13 protein-coding genes are annotated in these 18,467 nt (G+C 32.9%); 6 read left to right on the top strand and 7 right to left on the bottom strand.

Annotated features, from left to right (window positions below; genetic code table 11):
- Nucleotides 1–12 precede the first annotated feature (12 nt).
- From addA to MUA21_RS03400, 6 genes are all read right to left on the bottom strand, one after another.
- Nucleotides 13–3,684, bottom strand: a complete 3,672-nt coding sequence (gene addA / locus MUA21_RS03425; protein ID WP_262561875.1) for a helicase-exonuclease AddAB subunit AddA — start codon at nucleotides 3,682–3,684, stop codon at nucleotides 13–15.
- Nucleotides 3,681–7,145 carry a helicase-exonuclease AddAB subunit AddB gene (gene addB / locus MUA21_RS03420; protein WP_262561873.1) on the bottom strand — a complete coding sequence of 1,155 codons (3,465 nt, stop codon included), beginning with the start codon at nucleotides 7,143–7,145 and terminating at the stop codon, nucleotides 3,681–3,683. The genes addA and addB overlap by 4 nt, the downstream gene beginning before the upstream one ends.
- A 227-nt stretch (nucleotides 7,146–7,372) precedes the next feature.
- The gene (lepB, locus tag MUA21_RS03415; RefSeq protein ID WP_064209440.1) at nucleotides 7,373–7,945 is read right to left on the bottom strand and encodes a signal peptidase I; all 573 of its coding nucleotides are present in this window, start codon (nucleotides 7,943–7,945) and stop codon (nucleotides 7,373–7,375) included.
- Between the two features lie 18 nt (nucleotides 7,946–7,963).
- Nucleotides 7,964–8,482, bottom strand: a complete 519-nt coding sequence (gene lepB, locus MUA21_RS03410; protein WP_107525707.1) for a signal peptidase I — start codon at nucleotides 8,480–8,482, stop codon at nucleotides 7,964–7,966.
- A gap of 4 nt (nucleotides 8,483–8,486) precedes the next feature.
- A complete protein-coding gene (locus MUA21_RS03405) occupies nucleotides 8,487–9,062 on the bottom strand; it encodes a TVP38/TMEM64 family protein (protein ID WP_105873816.1) in 576 nt (191 codons plus the stop codon).
- Between the two features lie 229 nt (nucleotides 9,063–9,291).
- A complete protein-coding gene (locus MUA21_RS03400) occupies nucleotides 9,292–10,623 on the bottom strand; it encodes a glucose-6-phosphate isomerase (RefSeq protein ID WP_262561871.1) in 1,332 nt (443 codons plus the stop codon).
- Nucleotides 10,624–10,977: 354 nt separating this feature from the next.
- Here MUA21_RS03400 and MUA21_RS03395 point away from each other — a divergent pair, with 354 nt between their 5' ends.
- From MUA21_RS03395 to MUA21_RS03370, 6 genes are all read left to right on the top strand, one after another.
- Entirely contained in the window at nucleotides 10,978–12,180 is a 1,203-nt protein-coding gene (locus MUA21_RS03395; RefSeq protein ID WP_262561870.1) for an argininosuccinate synthase, read from the top strand.
- Complete coding sequence (argH, locus tag MUA21_RS03390; RefSeq protein WP_262561869.1) at nucleotides 12,173–13,555, top strand: argininosuccinate lyase; 1,383 nt, start codon at nucleotides 12,173–12,175, stop codon at nucleotides 13,553–13,555. The genes MUA21_RS03395 and argH overlap by 8 nt, the downstream gene beginning before the upstream one ends.
- A 251-nt stretch (nucleotides 13,556–13,806) precedes the next feature.
- Nucleotides 13,807–14,121, top strand: a complete 315-nt coding sequence (locus MUA21_RS03385) for an ArsR/SmtB family transcription factor (protein ID WP_262561868.1) — start codon at nucleotides 13,807–13,809, stop codon at nucleotides 14,119–14,121.
- 3 nt (nucleotides 14,122–14,124) lie between these two features.
- Complete coding sequence (gene arsB / locus MUA21_RS03380; RefSeq protein ID WP_262561867.1) at nucleotides 14,125–15,414, top strand: arsenite efflux transporter membrane subunit ArsB; 1,290 nt, start codon at nucleotides 14,125–14,127, stop codon at nucleotides 15,412–15,414.
- A gap of 17 nt (nucleotides 15,415–15,431) precedes the next feature.
- Nucleotides 15,432–15,827, top strand: a complete 396-nt coding sequence (gene arsC / locus MUA21_RS03375; RefSeq protein ID WP_070039204.1) for an arsenate reductase (thioredoxin) — start codon at nucleotides 15,432–15,434, stop codon at nucleotides 15,825–15,827.
- A 284-nt stretch (nucleotides 15,828–16,111) separates the two neighbouring features.
- A complete protein-coding gene (locus MUA21_RS03370; protein ID WP_145395334.1) occupies nucleotides 16,112–17,095 on the top strand; it encodes a glycerophosphodiester phosphodiesterase in 984 nt (327 codons plus the stop codon).
- Nucleotides 17,096–17,156: 61 nt separating this feature from the next.
- On the opposite strand, the gene MUA21_RS03365 is transcribed toward MUA21_RS03370, so the two are convergent.
- Nucleotides 17,157–18,401: a Glu/Leu/Phe/Val family dehydrogenase gene (locus MUA21_RS03365; RefSeq protein ID WP_019469653.1), complete on the bottom strand. Its 1,245-nt coding sequence runs from the start codon at nucleotides 18,399–18,401 to the stop codon at nucleotides 17,157–17,159.
- Nucleotides 18,402–18,467: the final 66 nt, after the last annotated feature.

The following is an 18,467-nucleotide window of genomic DNA, read 5'->3' as shown; positions in this document are numbered from 1 at the left end:
TTTATCAAAGCATTATTTAATCGATTTATCATCTATTGAAAGCTGACCAAATTTAAAGAAGTATAAATAACCTTTAACAGGTTCGCCAAGTATGGTCTGTAAGGTATTTCTATAGTATTCCATTTGTATTTTATAACGCGCACGCAATTGATTTCCAACTTCTTCATCTGACATATGCAAGCGTCTATTAAATGCATCTGTTTTATAATCAACAAAGTAATATTGCTGATCTTTAATAAAAATCAAATCAATCATTCCTTGAATGATTGATGCATCTGTTTCTAAATCTTTCAACTGGTCTACTTTTGCTTGATTCACAACGAAAGGTAATTCACGATAAATATAATCACTTTGAGCAATCGTAAGATACAAATCACTCTCAACAAATTTATAAATATCATCAAATTGAATATCAGCTTTTGCATCTTTAGGTATGATCGCTTTAACTATTAATTGGTCAACAAATATTCCAATTTCTTCTGCTGTCAGCCTTTCTTCTTTAAATGGTAAATGCTGCATTACCGTATGCATTAATGTCCCTATTTCATTTGCTTTTCTCTTTGTTTGTTGACTTAAGAAAGCTGGTCTTTCATATGAAGTTGTGCCAATACGATACTGACGAACTCTATCATAATTTGTATCCGCTTGTTCTGTTTCTAATTGTCGTTTTAATTCAGAAACGGACTGTTTTGAAGGTTTCATCATAGCTTCTTGATATGGATAGACGTAACTTAATTGCTGATGTATTTGCGTTTTTAATGTGTCATTGCCACTATTTATATACTCAATATCACTAACTGTACGCTGTTCACTATCTGAAATAACTTGTTCTGAAGCAATATCTTCATAAAATTCTGTAGTCAAATTCACATAAGGTTTCATCGTTGAATCAACATCTTCTATTGATTGCTCAAAACGCATCTCTCTTGGTAAAGATGATGATTGATATTTTGCTAATATTGGGTATATCATATCAATCGGTCTTTGGGCTGTAATCCGATAACTGACTGGTAAATGTGTTTCCGAAACAGAAACCTGCTCTAATTGTGTTAATTCTTTCTCATCTTTAACACGGCCAATCAAAAATAATTGTTCCTTAGCACGTGTCAATGCCACATAAATTAATCTCATCTCTTCTGAGACCATTTCTTTTTCTGCGATTGCTTTCAAAGTGACTGATGATAATGAAGGATAAGCTAAATTTGATTCTACATCAAAATACGTCATTCCAAGTCCATAATTTTGATTTAAAATCACAGGTTTATGTAAGTCATCTCTTCTAAACTTACGCGATAAGCCAGAGTAAATAACAAATGGAAATTCTAGCCCCTTACTGCTATGGATTGTCATCATTCTCACAACATCATCATTAGGACCTATGATGTTTTCTTCACCGAAATCTTTTCCTCGCTCCATAAGTTCATCAATAAATCGAATAAATTGATATAGACCACGAAAACTAGAATTTTCAAATTCTACTGCTTTATTAAACAAACCATATAAATTCGCACGTCGACCTTTGCCACCAATAAGTCCACTAAAATATTGTATAACATAGTGATCATTGTAAAATTTATCAATAAGTTGATATACAGGATGATTTTGACTGTAAGATTGATACATAGCTATATCTTTTAAAAATACTTCTAATTTTTTGACCAATTTCTTATTTGCCACGTCATTTTTCATATAATGTTGGATAGATTGATAAAAATAATCATCATGAGGACTAAATACTCTAATGTTTGATAATTCATCTTCTGTAAATTGGTAAATAACTGAACGCATTAAACCGACTAAATAAATATCTTGTAGTGGGTTGTCGATCGTTCTTAAAAAAGACAATATCAGTTGCACTTCTGTTTGTTCAAAATAACCTTCTTTACTATTAACATGGAACGGAATATTATGATCCTTAAATGCTTGTTGTATTTTTCGTGCTTGCCCATATGATCTTTCTAAAATAACAATGTCCTTGTAGTTAGGCTTTCGATATTGTTGAGCTTTAATATCAAAGATTTCACGTGTATTCATTATTTTTTCAACTTGTTGTACAATATATTCTGCTTCTTGTTCAGAACCATTTAACTCAGAAGATGCATCTTCTACTAACATATTTAAATTCACATCATATGGATTGTTGTCAAAGGGAGCTCCATAATATAACTGTGCTGCATCATCATAGTTAATCTCTCCTACAGATTCATCCATCATATGCTTAAATAAATAATTAGTTGTCGTTAACACTTCTAATCTTGAACGGAAATTTTGTGATAAATCTATACGTAAGCCATATGATGAACCATCTACAGTAAAGCGATTATACTTTTCGATAAACAAACTAGGATCTGCTTGTCTAAATTTATAAATCGACTGTTTGACGTCCCCTACCATGAATAAGTTGCCATCATATTCCTCACCACGTTTAATACATGACAAAATCTTTTCTTGTACTCTGTTTGTGTCTTGATATTCATCTACTAATATTTCTTCAAACTGTTCACAATAAGATTGTGCAATCATTGAAGGTGAACCATCATCATTTGTTAAAATTTTCAAAGCAAAATGTTCATAATCCGAGAAATCTAAAATATTTCGACTGCGCTTTTTTTGATTAAAAAGTTCTATGACATCCTTTGTAATAAGGCTAAGATAAGACACTCTAGGCGCTAAACGTTGCATATCTTCTTTTAGATTTTCTGAAGACCTTGAAAAATAATCATTCTTAACTTTTGACACTAATTTTTTATAATTATCATAATATGCTTTACCATCATCATAAGCATCTATCATCATTTCGTTTGCTTCTTTAATTTTTTTATCTTTTCGAGGAAATGTTTTTTCAAATTCGTGTTGTACGATTGCTTCATGATTGATATGGCCATTTTCCATAGCTTTGTTTAAAAATTGTTGTTCTTTTTCAATAACTGCAATTTGTTTATCGACTTGTTCCAGCATCATAAATAAATCATAACTTTTATTTAATGACTCTAAGGCAGACTCCATAAATATCATGGCCAACTCATTAAGTAATTTTAATAACGCTTCCTGCTCCACTTCATCTTTATATGGTGTTGCAAGACCGCTTAACCAATTCAAAGGATTGGGGTTAGCAACACTAAAGAAATACATTTTTTTTACAATGTCTCTGAGCTGTTCATCATTCCTATCTGAGGACAACTGTTCAGTTAAATCAACAAAATGAGGGTCTAAGATGTCATAATGTTGTTCTAAAACCTCATCTATGGTTTGTTCTAGTAATAAAATATTTTCCGCTTCACCACTTGTTTTAAAGTTTGGATCAATATCCAATACATCGTAATGTTGCTGAATTAACTTTAAACAAAAACTGTGTAGTGTAGAAATTTGAGCTTGGTGAATTTTGATGCGCTGATTCTTTAAATGCGTATTATCAGGTGATTCAATAAATGCTTCTTGTATTCGTTGATCTACACGTTGCTTCATCTCTCTTGCACTTGCATTAGTAAACGTTACGACTAATAAACGATCTACATCGACCTTATCTCTAAGAATGCGTTGAATGATGCGTTCTACTAAAACCGCTGTTTTACCAGAACCTGCAGCTGCTGCTACAAGTATGTCTTGATCCTTTGCAAAGATACTTTTCCACTGATTATCGGTCCATCTTGTGCCAGCTGGTTTTACAGGAATCTCACTGATCATTCTTCTTCCTCACTTTCTAACTCCATATTTTGTACTGCTTCAATTGGGTTGATTGTTTCGTCTACGGTTCTATAGCGTTTACTGTCAATCATGCCATCAACATGACAGACTGGTTTATAGTTACAGAAATCACATGGCAGTGTTTGATTATATTTCATTGGCGCTACTTCTGTGTGACCATCCATAATATTAGATGCTGTTTCTATAAAATTTTGCTTATTATGTTGAATTAATTTATAAATCGTCTTTTCGTCCGCGACCTTACTATTAGATTTAATGCCTCCATCTTTTTTTAAACCTAAAGGTACAATATCTGAATTATAGCTAGGTTCTATTCGAGTATCAAAAGCATCCAATACTGCTTCGTCACTATTTAATAAGCCACTTAATTTAAAGGATTGGATAAATTCTAAATCCCTTTTCGTTTCATTTAATTCATTCCACGCAAGTTTAATACGTGGTTCATGGACATGAAAGTACAATAACCCACCCGGCTTAATCATATTGGTTAGGCCGAGCCTTGCTTTATTTTGTAATACAATATCCATATAAGTCATCATTTGCATTTGCATGCCATAATAAACTTTTGTTAAATCTAAGGTCCCACTATATTTTGATGATTTATAATCAATAATATTCACAAAACTTTCATTTCCGTGGTTATACGTATCTATCCTGTCAATTTGTCCTCGAATGTTGATAGGAACCCCTTGTTTAGTTTGTAAAGGCTGCGCATACAGTTCTTGATTGTCCCTAGGTTTTTTTCTGAAACTGGCTTCAAAGCGTTGCGGTGTGAATTTACTATAACTACCTTGATATTTTAACGCCGTTAAAGTTGTTTCTACTATTGAACCAATGCGCTGTGACAAATAGCGATAATAAGCTGTTGAATTTAATAGATTAAATTGTATCTCTGGTAGGATTTCAGATAACGCGTCACTCGTCAATTTGTGAATTTGCTTGATGTTTAAATTCTTAAAGTCGCCATTAATTTTTTCAGAGATAAATTTTAATACTTGATGGAATATATCACCTAAATCAAAGTTTTCTAGTTTATATTTTGTTCGTTCATTAAGTCGTAAACCATGTGAAGCAAAATGCTTAAATGGACATGATTGATACCCTTCAAAACGTGATACACTAGCATTTATAGTCGTACCATATAAATCTTTTGATAAAGATTCACTTAATTGTACAGTTTTATTATCGTATGTGAGTGCTGATAACAAATAAGTAAGCCCTTCATTTAACTGCTCATCATCCCTCATAACTTGGTATGTATCTAACCACGTATCTGCGACGATTTCTTCATCAAGCCAAGCTTTAAGTGATTCAAATAATGCAATTTTTGTTTGATGTGGATGTTCCATTAACGTTAGCGGATTTGCTTGATGTTGACGATGGATGTTTTGTACTTCAAGATCTGTAAACAATTGCTGAATTTGACCTAAAAATGGGCTCGCTTCTTTTTCATCCCCATTTGATCCCATTAAGGAATATGAAAATGTCACCTCTGAACGCCCTCGTGTCATAGCAATATAGCAAACAAATGCTTCATCCATTTGTAATATATCTGATGTTGGACTTAATTCGATATCAGCTTGTTCTTCAAAATATTTTTTCTCCTCATCTGTTATTAAGCCTGAAGCATTCACAGTCTGTGGTAAAACGCCATCATTGACCCCAACTAAATACACATGTTCTTTATTATCAACTTTTGCTAGATCCATTGTACCAATGCTAACTTGATCAAGTGTTTGGGGAATCATTACAAATTCCAATTGATCCAAACCAATATCTAATAACTCTAAAAATCTACTTTTTGTTAAATTTTGAGTTCCAAAAACCGTAACTAAATCATCTAATGTTTGAATAAATCCATGCCATATTTGATCAATTTCTTCTGATTTACGGTGCTCGCCTTCAGCGTCTAACGTATCACGTTCTGTCATTAACTGACTGGGCAAATCGAACGATTCAATAGCTTCGTAAAACGCTGTTGCAAAATCAACAGCTGTGGTTGCATCAGCCATTTGATTTTCAAAGCGCATAATTTTATCTACCACATCTGTTTTTAACTGAATAACCCTTTCAAATGTTTCACGTTCTTCTTCTGTTAATGGTTGTCGTTTTAAACCCATTTTCCTAAATTGTTCAACTTGGAAATATTTATCATCTATCCAACGTTTTCCATAAATACCACGTTCTAATACAAAATTTTCTAAAATATCAATTAAGTACTGGCTGTCTTTAAATTTTTTAGTTAAAATATTCGTTTTAAACAAACGCATTAGAGGCTCAAAGTTCCAATTTGTCTGAAGCACTTCAATTAACGAGCGAAACATTTCCATTATAGGATGATGAGTCATAGAAGTCTTGACGTCAATGTTATAAGGTATATCGTATTGTGGTAATATCGATTCCATTAAGTAGGCATATGATTCATCTCTATATAAAATAGCAATATCTTGAAAACGTCTACCTAATTCACGGTTTTCTTTTAAAATCCTTCTAGCAACTTCATTTATTTCTTCTCGCATCACAGGTGATTCTAGGATAGAGATATGACCTGTTGATGCAATAGGTTCAAATTGCAATGCATTAAAATTTTTCTCTAAATGCGATAAGTCATTATGAATAAATCTTTGTTGTTGATAAAATGGTTTAACATTTAAATGGATATTCAAATCATTTGCGATGGCTTGCATTTGTGTTAATGATTCTGACGGCTTTCTAAATAAACTAAAAACATCTTTATCTCCATCTGTAGTTAAAGCAACCGTAACTTGCTTGGTATGCTGAACTAATGAACGAATGATTTGATATTCAATTGTAGAAAAGTTATGAAATCCATCAATGTAAATCTCAGCACGTTGCAACCAATCGGATTGGTTCATCACCTCAATAAATCGTTGCAAACTATCCTCAGTAGAAACATACTCGCCACGAATCCTATCTTCTAAATATTTATATATTAACGCGATGTCTTCTAATTTGTGTTTAGTCCTCGTTTGTAAGTGGTTGGTTGCTATATAATCTTCAATATGTTGTGGAGAAACTGCATATTTTTTAAAATCTTGAATTTGCTCATATAATTTTTCACTAAAGCCATAGTATTTTACTTGAGATTGATATAATTTCAATTCTGACTGATGTTGTTGAATAATGTCATAAATCATCATTTCAGTACCAACTTTGGATAACTGTTGTTCTGTTAATCCACCAACTTCTTGAAAAACACGGTGACTTAAACGTTCAAAATGGAGCACTTCAGTTCTCAAACTGCCATATAATGATGGATCTTTTACAAAAGCTTGCTCTAACTGAAACGTGTTTTGTGTAGGTGCGATTAAGATAATAGGATCACCTAATGGATTTTGTTTCATTTTAGTTTTTATTTCTTCTATTACACTGTGCGATTTACCAGTGCCAGCTCTCCCAATATAAGCATTAAATTCCATTGCGTGCAACAACTCCTTTGATTCATATTTTAACATATTAGGCATTACACTTTGTTTAATAGTCTATGTGATTTACCTACATTTAAGTTCATAAATGAATGATTTACTGTGTATGTTTAATATTGGAAAGGTGATTCAAAAGGTTCACGAAGCACAAATTGAACAATAATAATATATAGAAAAACCTGAGACATTTTTATGTCTCAGGAAGTATACACATATGCTATCTATTCATAACTAACATCTGGGTTAAATCCAAATGTCATTTTATTTAATGGCCAATATCTAAATGAAACTTTACCTACTACCTTATCTTCATCAATCAAACCAAATGAGCGGCTATCCTTACTCACTTCTCGATTATCGCCTAATACTAACAATTTCCCTTTTGGAATTTTGTTTTTTCCATCAACCTGATTGATTTCTTTTGTTTTATAAGTACCTGTAATATATTCACCTAGTTTGTGTTTTTCATTGTAATCTAAATAAGGTTCATCAACTTTTTTACCATTAACATATAATTGATCTTTTTTATATTCGATGTTATCTCCGGATGTACCAATAATACGTTTCACATAATCTTGTTCCTTATTAGCGTGGAATACAATGACATTTCCCTTTTCTAAATGTCCTAGTTTTTGACCAATCATATTTACAACTACGCGTTCACCATCTTTTAAGGTTGGGTCCATAGAATCCCCTTTGACTGTGTATGATTTTGCAACAAAATTTGTAATCAATAGGACTAACGCTACTGCGACAGCAATTGACACAATCCATTCTAGTATTTCTTTTTTCACTTTTTACACCTCGTCTATTTATTTAAAGTTTACTGTGAAGTTGCTTAAAGGATAATACCTTAAACTTACATCACCAATAATGTCCTCTTGTCGAACAAAACCCTCTGTTCTTGAATCGTTTTTTAGTTCCCGATTATCATTCAGTACAAAATATTCGCCTGGTGGAATTATATCTCCTTCAGAGCCTTTAATATTTCTGAGAGATAAATCTTTCATACTTGACTCAGTATACATTTCATCTACTTGTCTGTCATCTCTATACAACTGATTATTTTTAAAGGTTATAGATTGGCCAGGCTTCCCGATAATTCTACCAATATGTACATTGTCACCTTTATGGTACATGATGATATCGTTAAGCTTTAACATATTAAAAGTCGTCTTGATTTTATTAATAATCACACGATCATTTTGTTTCAACGTTGGCGTCATACTTTTATCTTGTATGACTGCTCCTGTAATAATAAAAGTCTGAATCAATATTACAATAATAATCGCAAATATTATAGAAATCAAATGTTTTACTACCTTACTCAAATTGTCACTCCTCTGGAGAATGCATAAAATATCGTTCAAGTTTTCTACCTATAAACCAAACGACAATAATAACAATAATGATGATGACCAACCTTAAAGGCTGTGTAAATAGCGTCGTAATATCATTGCCTAACCATCCAATCAAACCAATCATTATCAATTTCGAACTGAACAATACTACCAGATAAACGTGTGCTCTGATATGCGACAAGCTTACGACCAAGTTTACTAATGCACTTGGGGTAAAGGGGAAACATAATAGAATGAAAATAGGAATAACGCCTTTTCTATCTATAAAATGTATTAACCTTTGAACCGAGGTGCGTCGCTGTAATTTTTTCATATAACGTGTATGGTTCAATTTGCGAAATCCTAAAAATACAAGATAACTTCCTAAAACAGTACCCAACCATGCTAATAATGTACCCATCAAAAATCCAAATGCATTCACATTCACAATCACAAATACAATAATAGGTAGTACTGGGATAAATGCTTCAATAAAAGGCAATAAAAATCCTACGATATAACCTAAACTACCAAATAAATCAAACCAATACTGCACTTGTTCTTGAGTCATTTCATCAATCCCTACCAATGTTAGTCAACGATTATTATAAGTGTATTATAGCGATTTTAAAACAATTATGTATACTTTTGTGTAAATATCAGTCTCAAGTACCAAAACAGTAAATGACATTACACACAAATGATAAGTTTTTTTATAAAATAGCACATAAAAAAATTTCCGCATTTTCAATGCGGAAATCATTTTCTCAGTCACTTATTAATCTAATGCACAGATAAAATTATAGACGTTTTTCTAATGCTTCTTTTTTATCTTCAAAACCTGGTTTACCTAATAATGCAAACATATTTTGTTTATATGCTTCTACACCAGGTTGGTTAAACGGATTTACACCAAGTTGATAGCCACTCATTGCGCAAGCCATTTCAAAGAAATAAACTAGATAACCAAATGTTTCTTCATCTAATTGTGGAACGTTGATCACTACATTTGGCACGCCACCATCAGTATGTGCTAATAAAGTACCTTCAAAGGCTTTAGTGTTCACTTCATCAATTGTTTTACCTGCTAAATAGTTTAAACCATCTAAATTGTCATTATCTTCTTCAATTGTAATATTATGCTTTGGTGTATTTACTTTGACAACAGTTTCAAATAAGAAACGACGACCTTCTTGTACATATTGTCCAAGTGAATGTAAATCAGTTGTATAATTTGCACTGGATGGATAGATGCCTTTGTAATCTTTACCTTCTGATTCACCAAATAATTGCTTCCACCACTCGTTAAAATATTGCATTGAAGGTTCATAATTGATTAACATTTCAGTGTCATAACCTTTAGCATATAAAATGTTACGGATACTAGCATATTGATATGCAATATTATCTTCTAAGTTTTCAGAAGAGAGCTCTTGTCGCGCTTTTGCAGCCCCGCCCATCATTGCTTCAATATCAATACCTGCGACAGCGATTGGTAATAAACCTACTGCAGTTAAAACTGAATAACGTCCACCAATATCATCCGGCACTACAAATGTTTCATAGCCTTCATTTGTTGCTAATTGTTTTAATGCACCTTTTTCTTTATCAGTAGTAGCAAAAATACGTTGTTTTGCTTCTTCTTTACCATATTTATTTTCTAAGATTTGTTTAAATACTCTAAATGAAACTGCTGGTTCTGTTGTAGTACCAGATTTAGAAATAACATTTACTGAAAAATCTTTACCATCTAAATAACTAATTAACTCTTGTGTATATGTCGAAGATAAATGATTACCTACAAAGACAATTTCAGGATATTCATTACTATTTCTAAATGCCGGTGTCAACATTTCAATTGCAGCACGTGCACCTAAATATGAACCACCAATACCAATTACAACAAATACATCTGAATTATTTTTGACACGTTTTGAAGCTTCTAATATACGTGAAAATTCTTCTTTATCATAATTAACAGGTAAATCAATCCAACCTAAGAAATCACTACCAGCACCTGTTCCTTCATGAATTGTATGATGAATTGATTTAACAATATCTTTTTGTTGTTTTAATTCATGTTCGCCGAAAAATTCTAAAGTTTTACCATAATCTAATTGAATATGAGTCATCTAAATTGCCTCCAGTGTTTTTGATTTCATACATATTTTACTAAGTTTATTTTGACTATTCAAACAACTAGCCTACAAAACAAAATTTTTTATAATTATTTTAGCTTATTCATTTCTTATACAACAGACAGAACATCTAATCATATATTCACTTATATATACATCTTCATAAAACGCATATAACTCCAAAACACCTATAATTCAATATACAAACAGACGGTTAAATTGTAAGAAATTTCTACAATTTGCATATTTATGTATAAAAATGGTTTTATTTTCATTATCCTTCTGCTATACTTACTAATATCAAATTTATAAACAACATATTAAAAAATTCAATTGAGGTGTAACGGTATGAAGGAAAAAATAGTTTTAGCATATTCGGGCGGTTTAGATACAAGTGTTGCAGTGAAATGGTTGATAGATAAAGGCTATGATATCGTAGCTTGTTGTCTGGACGTCGGCGAGGGTAAAGATTTAGATTTAGTGCATCAAAAAGCTTTAGATATGGGCGCAGTTGAATGTCACATTATTGATGCCACAGAAGAATTTAGTGAAGATTTTGTTTCATATGCAATCAAAGGCAATTTAATGTATGAAGGCACATATCCCCTTGTATCTGCATTATCAAGACCTTTAATTTCAAAAAAATTAGTTGAAATTGCTAACAAAACAAATGCAATAGGTATTGCACATGGTTGTACCGGCAAAGGTAATGACCAAGTTCGTTTTGAAGTGGCCATAAAAGCATTGGATCCAGAGTTAAAAGTATTTGCTCCAGTAAGGGAGTGGGCTTGGAGCCGTGAAGAAGAAATTGACTATGCAATCAAACATAATATTCCAGTACCTATCCAACATGATTCACCATATTCTATTGACCAAAATTTATGGGGAAGAAGTAATGAATGTGGCATTTTAGAAGATCCATATGCAGCACCACCAAAAGATGCATTTGACTTAACGAATGAAATTGAAGATACACCTGACGAAGCAGATGAAGTCGTACTTACATTCGAACAAGGCTTACCTACCGCTTTAAACGGTAAATCCTATAAATTAAGCCAATTAATTTTGGATTTAAACAAATTAGCGGGTAAACATGGTATTGGAAGAATTGATCATGTAGAAAATAGACTCGTCGGTATTAAGTCTAGAGAAGTTTACGAAACACCTGCAGCAGAGGTTATAATCAAAGCGCATAAAGTACTCGAAACGATCACTTTAACTAAAGATGTCGCTCATTTTAAACCTGTTATTGAAAAACAATTTTCGGAACAAACGTACAATGGACTTTGGTTTTCTCCACTAACTGATAGCCTAAAAGCGTTTGTAGATAGTACACAAAAATTCGTTTCTGGTGACGTACGTCTTAAATTATTTAAAGGTAATGCCGTTGTAAATGGTAGAAAATCGCCGCATACACTATATAATGAAAAATTAGCGACTTATACAAAAGAAGATGCATTTAATCAAGAATCTGCAGTCGGTTTTATTGATATCTTTGGTTTACCTACAAAAGTTAATTCTATGTTACACGGCGGATATTCAGATGAGTAATAAAGCTTGGGGTGGAAGATTTAGTGAGCAACCCGAAGACTGGGTCGATGAATTTAATGCCTCCATTCACTTTGATAAAACGCTCATTCAATATGATGTGCAAGGAAGTATTGCTCACGCTAAAATGCTAGCTAAACAAGATATCATAACCGATGAAGACTGTCAGCAAATAATCAATGGTTTAACAACGATTTTAAATGATTATGAACAAGGTAATTTATCATTCGATGTTTCTTTAGAAGATATTCATCTTAACATTGAGCATGAATTGATTAAACGTATCGGTGATGCAGGTGGTAGGTTGCATACAGGACGTAGCAGAAATGACCAAGTTGCTACTGATATGCACCTATATACTAAAGAAGAAGTTACTCAAATTATTGAGCTCGTCAATGAGTTGCAACAAACAATTGTCAATATCGCAGAACAACATGTCAATACAATTATGCCTGGTTATACACATTTGCAAAGAGCTCAACCTATTTCATTTGCACACCATATACTGACTTATTACTGGATGTTAGATAGAGATAAATCGCGTTTTCAAGATAGTTTGAAGCGAATCGATATTTCACCACTTGGTGCTGCTGCTCTAAGTGGAACGACTTATTCAATCGATCGTCATGAAACGCAATCTTTATTGAATTTCGGCTCTGTTTATGAAAATAGTATAGATGCTGTAAGTGATAGAGATTATATAGTAGAAACATTGCACAATATATCATTAACAATGATACATTTATCACGTTTTGCTGAAGAAATTATCTTTTGGTCATCAGCAGAAGCCAATTTTGTAACTTTATCGGATGCATTCTCAACAGGTTCCTCAATTATGCCTCAAAAGAAAAATCCTGACATGGCAGAGTTAATAAGAGGCAAAGTAGGACGTACGACAGGAAACCTAATGAGCATTTTGATGACGCTCAAAGGTTTACCACTTGCCTATAACAAAGATATGCAAGAAGATAAAGAAGGGCTATTTGATGCGGTGCATACGATTAAGGGCTCCTTACGAATTTTTGCTGGCATGATAGATACAATGACTGTGAATGTCGATCATCTACAACAAACTGTTTACAATGATTTTTCAAACGCTACTGAATTGGCTGATTACCTTGTAAATAAAGGTGTTCCGTTTAGATCAGCACATGAGATTGTAGGAAAAATCGTACTGTGGTCAATTCAACATAATGTCTATTTATTAGATGTGCCGTTGGAAGAATATCAGAAAGCGCATAAACGTATTGATTCAGATATTTATGATTATTTAAAGCCAGAAAATTGCGTTAGTCGTAGAATTAGTTATGGCTCAACTGGACAATCAGCGGTAGAACATCAATTATCAGTTATCAAGCAACATCTAAATACAAATTAATAAACCTTTAAAAACTGGAAGTTAAACCATTACTTAACTTCCGGTTTTTTCTTCTATTCATAGTCCAACGTTTTAATCCATTTCACATTTTACTTAGCTCCCTCAACATATGTTTGTATAAATGTATTAACAGTACCCAACTCACCATGTCTTGAATCCTATAGATAAAGCTATTTATTTATATGTCTCAAATCTATATAGACACTTTTCTATATAGATGTTAGTCTATTTAATGCTTAGGAGGTATCATTATGTCTTATAAAAAACTTTCAGCATTGCTTAAAGTTTTATCAGATTCAAACAGATTAGAAATATTAGATTTACTTTCTTATGGTGAACGATGTGCATGCGATTTGTTGGAGCACTTTCAATTCTCGCAACCCACGCTAAGCCATCACATGAAAACATTAGTGGATTATGAGTTAGTGCATACACGTAAAAATGGAAATAAGCGTTTGTACCAGCTTAATCATGTTATTTTAGATGAAATCAATCAAAGTCTCAATATAATTCACACATCGAACCAACATTGCGCATGTCATAATATGAAATCAGGTGAATGTTAATCAATGACCATTTTAGCTATATTAATTTTTCTTTTAACATTAATTTTTGTCATATGGCAACCTAAGGGATTAGATATTGGTATTACTGCTTTAGCTGGGGCTATCGTAGCAATAATTACAGGTGTAGTTAGCTTTTCCGATGTATTAGAAGTAACAGGCATCGTTTGGAATGCCACGTTAACTTTTGTTGCTGTTATTCTTATTTCATTAATATTAGATGAAATTGGTTTCTTTGAATGGTCTGCACTACATATGGTTAAAGCATCAAATGGTAACGGGTTAAAAATGTTTGTTTTCATCATGCTATTAGGGGCAGTTGTAGCAGCATTTTTCGCAAATGATGGTGCTGCTTTAATCTTAACGCCTATCGTATTAGCCATGGTGAGAAATTTAGGATTTAATAAAAAAGTCATCTTCCCTTTTATTATTGCCAGTGGATTTATCGCTGATGCGACATCATTGCCCCTGATTGTAAGTAACTTAGTAAATATCGTTTCTGCAGATTATTTTGATATAGGATTCATTGCGTATTTTAGTCGTATGATAATCCCTAATATATTTTCTTTACTAGCTAGTATTCTCGTATTGTGGCTTTATTTTAGAAAATCTATACCACATACATTTGATACTGAAAACATTTCAGTACCTAAAGATGCTATTAAAGATCCTAAATTATTTAAGATTTCATGGATTGTATTAGCCGTACTGCTCGTAGGCTATCTTGTAAGTGAATTTATCCAAATACCTGTATCAATCATTGCAGGTATGATTGCTTTTGTCTTTGTATGCTTAGCTCGTAAATCTAATGCAGTTCATACTAAGCAAGTAATTAAAGGTGCTCCATGGAATATAGTGTTATTTTCCATTGGTATGTACCTCGTCGTATTTGGGTTAAAAAACGTGGGTATTACCACAATTTTAGCCGACGTATTATCCATTATTTCAAGTTATGGACTATTCAGTAGTGTTATCGGAATGGGCTTTATATCGGCCTTTTTATCATCAATCATGAATAATATGCCTACCGTTTTAATAGATGCAATTGCTATTGGCCAATCCAATGTCGTTGGCACTTTGAAAGAAGGTATGGTTTATGCGAATGTCATTGGCTCTGACTTGGGCCCTAAAATCACGCCTATTGGTTCTTTAGCTACATTATTGTGGCTTCATGTTTTAACACAAAAAGATGTAAAAATTGCTTGGGGTACCTATTTCAAAACAGGCATCGTCATTACCATTCCAGTACTATTTGTTACCTTGTTAGGTTTATATTTCACGCTCGTTATTTTTTAAGAAAAGAGGTCTTAATTATGAAGAAGAAAATAATTTATTTTATATGTACTGGTAACTCTTGTCGTAGCCAAATGGCTGAGGGTTGGGGAAAGCATATATTAGGTGAAACATGGCATGTCTATTCTGCTGGTATTGAGACACATGGTGTTAACCCTAAAGCGATAGATGCTATGAATGAAGTAGGTATTGATATATCAAATCATACGTCAGACTTGATTGATAATGATATTTTAAAGCAAGCAAATTTAATCGTAACATTATGTAGCGATGCAGATAAAAATTGTCCAATTTTACCACCGAATGTAAAAAAAGAACATTGGGGTTTTGATGATCCAGCTGGAAAAACTTGGACTGAATTTCAACGTGTTAGAGACGAAATTAAATTAGCAATTGAAAATTTTAAAACCAAATAAATGTATTAAGTCACCGGCACAGCAGCTTTGACTACGCCAAAGCGTCCGTTTCAAATGAAATTGACGCTTTTTGTTGGTTTGAACTTATATATAGACATATGAAGTTAACGTGATTAAACTAATACATTCTATATATGCTAGAAAAAATTTTAATTAGTTTAATATATTGTTATAACAATATTAACTTTTTAAATCTTAAATTTTAATCGTGTAAATGTCATTCTCAAACAAACGTTTATTTTGTAGGGTTGATATGTAAATACATATCGAGGAGTGACCCATTTTTGCAAAATTTTAAAAAAGCATTATCAACGAGTCTAGCAACGTTATCTCTAGCTTTGATTGGAACGACATCTATAGCAACTGCAAGTGAAAATAACCACAATATTAATACACAATCATCTGCCACACCCTCAAAGCAACAAGGTAACAACTCACACAACCCAAACAGAGCTCAAAATCTAACAGGTGAAAAATATGCAACGATTGCTCATAGAGGTGCCAGTGGTTATGCACCAGAACATACTTTTTATTCATATGATAAAAGTCACAATGCAATGGGAGCATCATATATCGAAATCGATCTTCAGATGACTAAAGATGGTCATCCAGTTGCCATGCATGATGAAACAGTTGATAGAACTACAAACGGTACAGGTAGAGTTGATTCATATACACTAAAAGAATTAAAGCAATTAGATGCTGGTAGTAAATTTAATGCCACAAACCCTCAGTATGCTAATTCAAATTATGTAGGTGCTGAAATTCCTACATTAGATGAAATTTTAGAACGATATGGTCCGAATGCAAATTATTATATTGAAACTAAATCACCAGATGTGTATCCAGGGATGGAAGAAGCAGTATTAAAAACACTAAACAATCACAAAATGCTTAATGAGCAATCATTAAATCAAGGGCATGTCTTATTACAATCATTTTCACCTGAAAGCTTAAGTAAATTACATCGTTTAAATAGCAATGTCCCATTGATAAGGTTATTAGATAAAGGTGAATTACCCGCGTTAACCCAACAAGATTTTAATCAAATTCGTCAATACGCAATTGGTGTCGGCCCTGAATATACAGACTTAACTAAACAAAATGTTAAAAATCTTAAAAGAGCTGGTCTGCTCGTACATCCTTTCACCGTTAATAATGAAGCCGATATGCACCGCTTAAATCGATATGGTGTTGACGGCGTTTTTACAAATTATCCTGATTTATATAAACAAGTCGTTCTAGATAATGAACAAAAAAACAAATAACAAAAAAGAAGAAGTTCTTTGGTTCAAGAACTTCTTCTTTTTCTAAAAGTTAAATATTTAATTAAGCCCAACCACGATAACGTGCAGCTTCAGCAGTACGTTTAATACCTACAATATAAGCTGCTAAGCGCATATCAATTTTTCTATTTTGGGATAACTCATAAATTGTATCGAAAGCTGTGATAAGTTTTTCACGTAATTTTGTATTTACTTCTTCTTCTGTCCAATAATAACCTTGATTATTTTGTACCCATTCGAAGTAAGAAACTGTTACGCCACCTGCACTTGCTAATACATCAGGTACGAGCAATTTACCACGTTCAGTTAAAATACGTGTACCAGCTGGTGTTGTCGGGCCATTAGCCGCTTCAACCACAATATCAGCTTTAATTTCATTTGCATTGTCTTCTGTGATTTGATTAGCAATCGCTGCAGGTACAAGAATATCACAATCAAGTTCAAACAATTCTTTATTAGAAATTGTTTCTTCAAATAAATTTGTTACAGTACCAAAGCTATCTCTTCTATCTAAAAGATAATCAATGTCAAGACCGTCTGGGTCATGTAAAGCACCGTAAGCATCTGAAATACCCACAATTTTTGCTCCCATATCATAAAGGAATTTAGATAAGAAACTACCTGCGTTACCAAATCCTTGAATAACGATACGTGCACCTTTCAAATCTAGACCTCTTCTTTTAGCAGCTTGTTCTATGGCAATAACTACTCCCAGTGCAGTAGAACGGTCTCTACCTTGTGATCCACCTAATACAATCGGTTTACCAGTAATAAACCCTGGTGAATTAAATTTATCTAATGAACTATACTCGTCCATCATCCAAGCCATGATTTGTGAGTTAGTAAATACGTCTGGTGCTGGGATATCTTTTGTAGGTCCAACAAATTGAGATATCGCACGTACATAACCACGAGATAAACGTTCAACTTCATGTATACTCATTTGTCTAGGATCACAGATGATACCACCTTTACCGCCGCCATATGGCAAGTCGACGATACCACATTTTAATGTCATCCACATAGATAATGCTTTAACTTCTTCGACATCAACGTCTGGATGGAAACGCACCCCACCTTTTGTTGGTCCAACTGCATCATTATGTTGAGCACGATAACCTTTAAATGTTTGAACCGTACCATCATCCATACGTACAGGAATGCGGACTTCAAGGAATCTTAATGGTTCCTTTACTAAATCATACATCCCATCATCAAATCCCAATTTATGCAATGCTTCTTTAATAATTTGTTGCGTAGAAGTAACTAAATTATTATTCTCAGTCATGATTCATTTCGCCTCTTTTTCGTTACTAATGATTTCGCTTTCACGATAATTGTAACATAAGATTTT

The organism is Staphylococcus ureilyticus, from assembly GCF_025558845.1.
Classification (GTDB): Bacteria; Bacillota; Bacilli; order Staphylococcales; family Staphylococcaceae; genus Staphylococcus; species Staphylococcus ureilyticus.
This window is presented reverse-complemented; position numbering and strand designations above follow the sequence as displayed.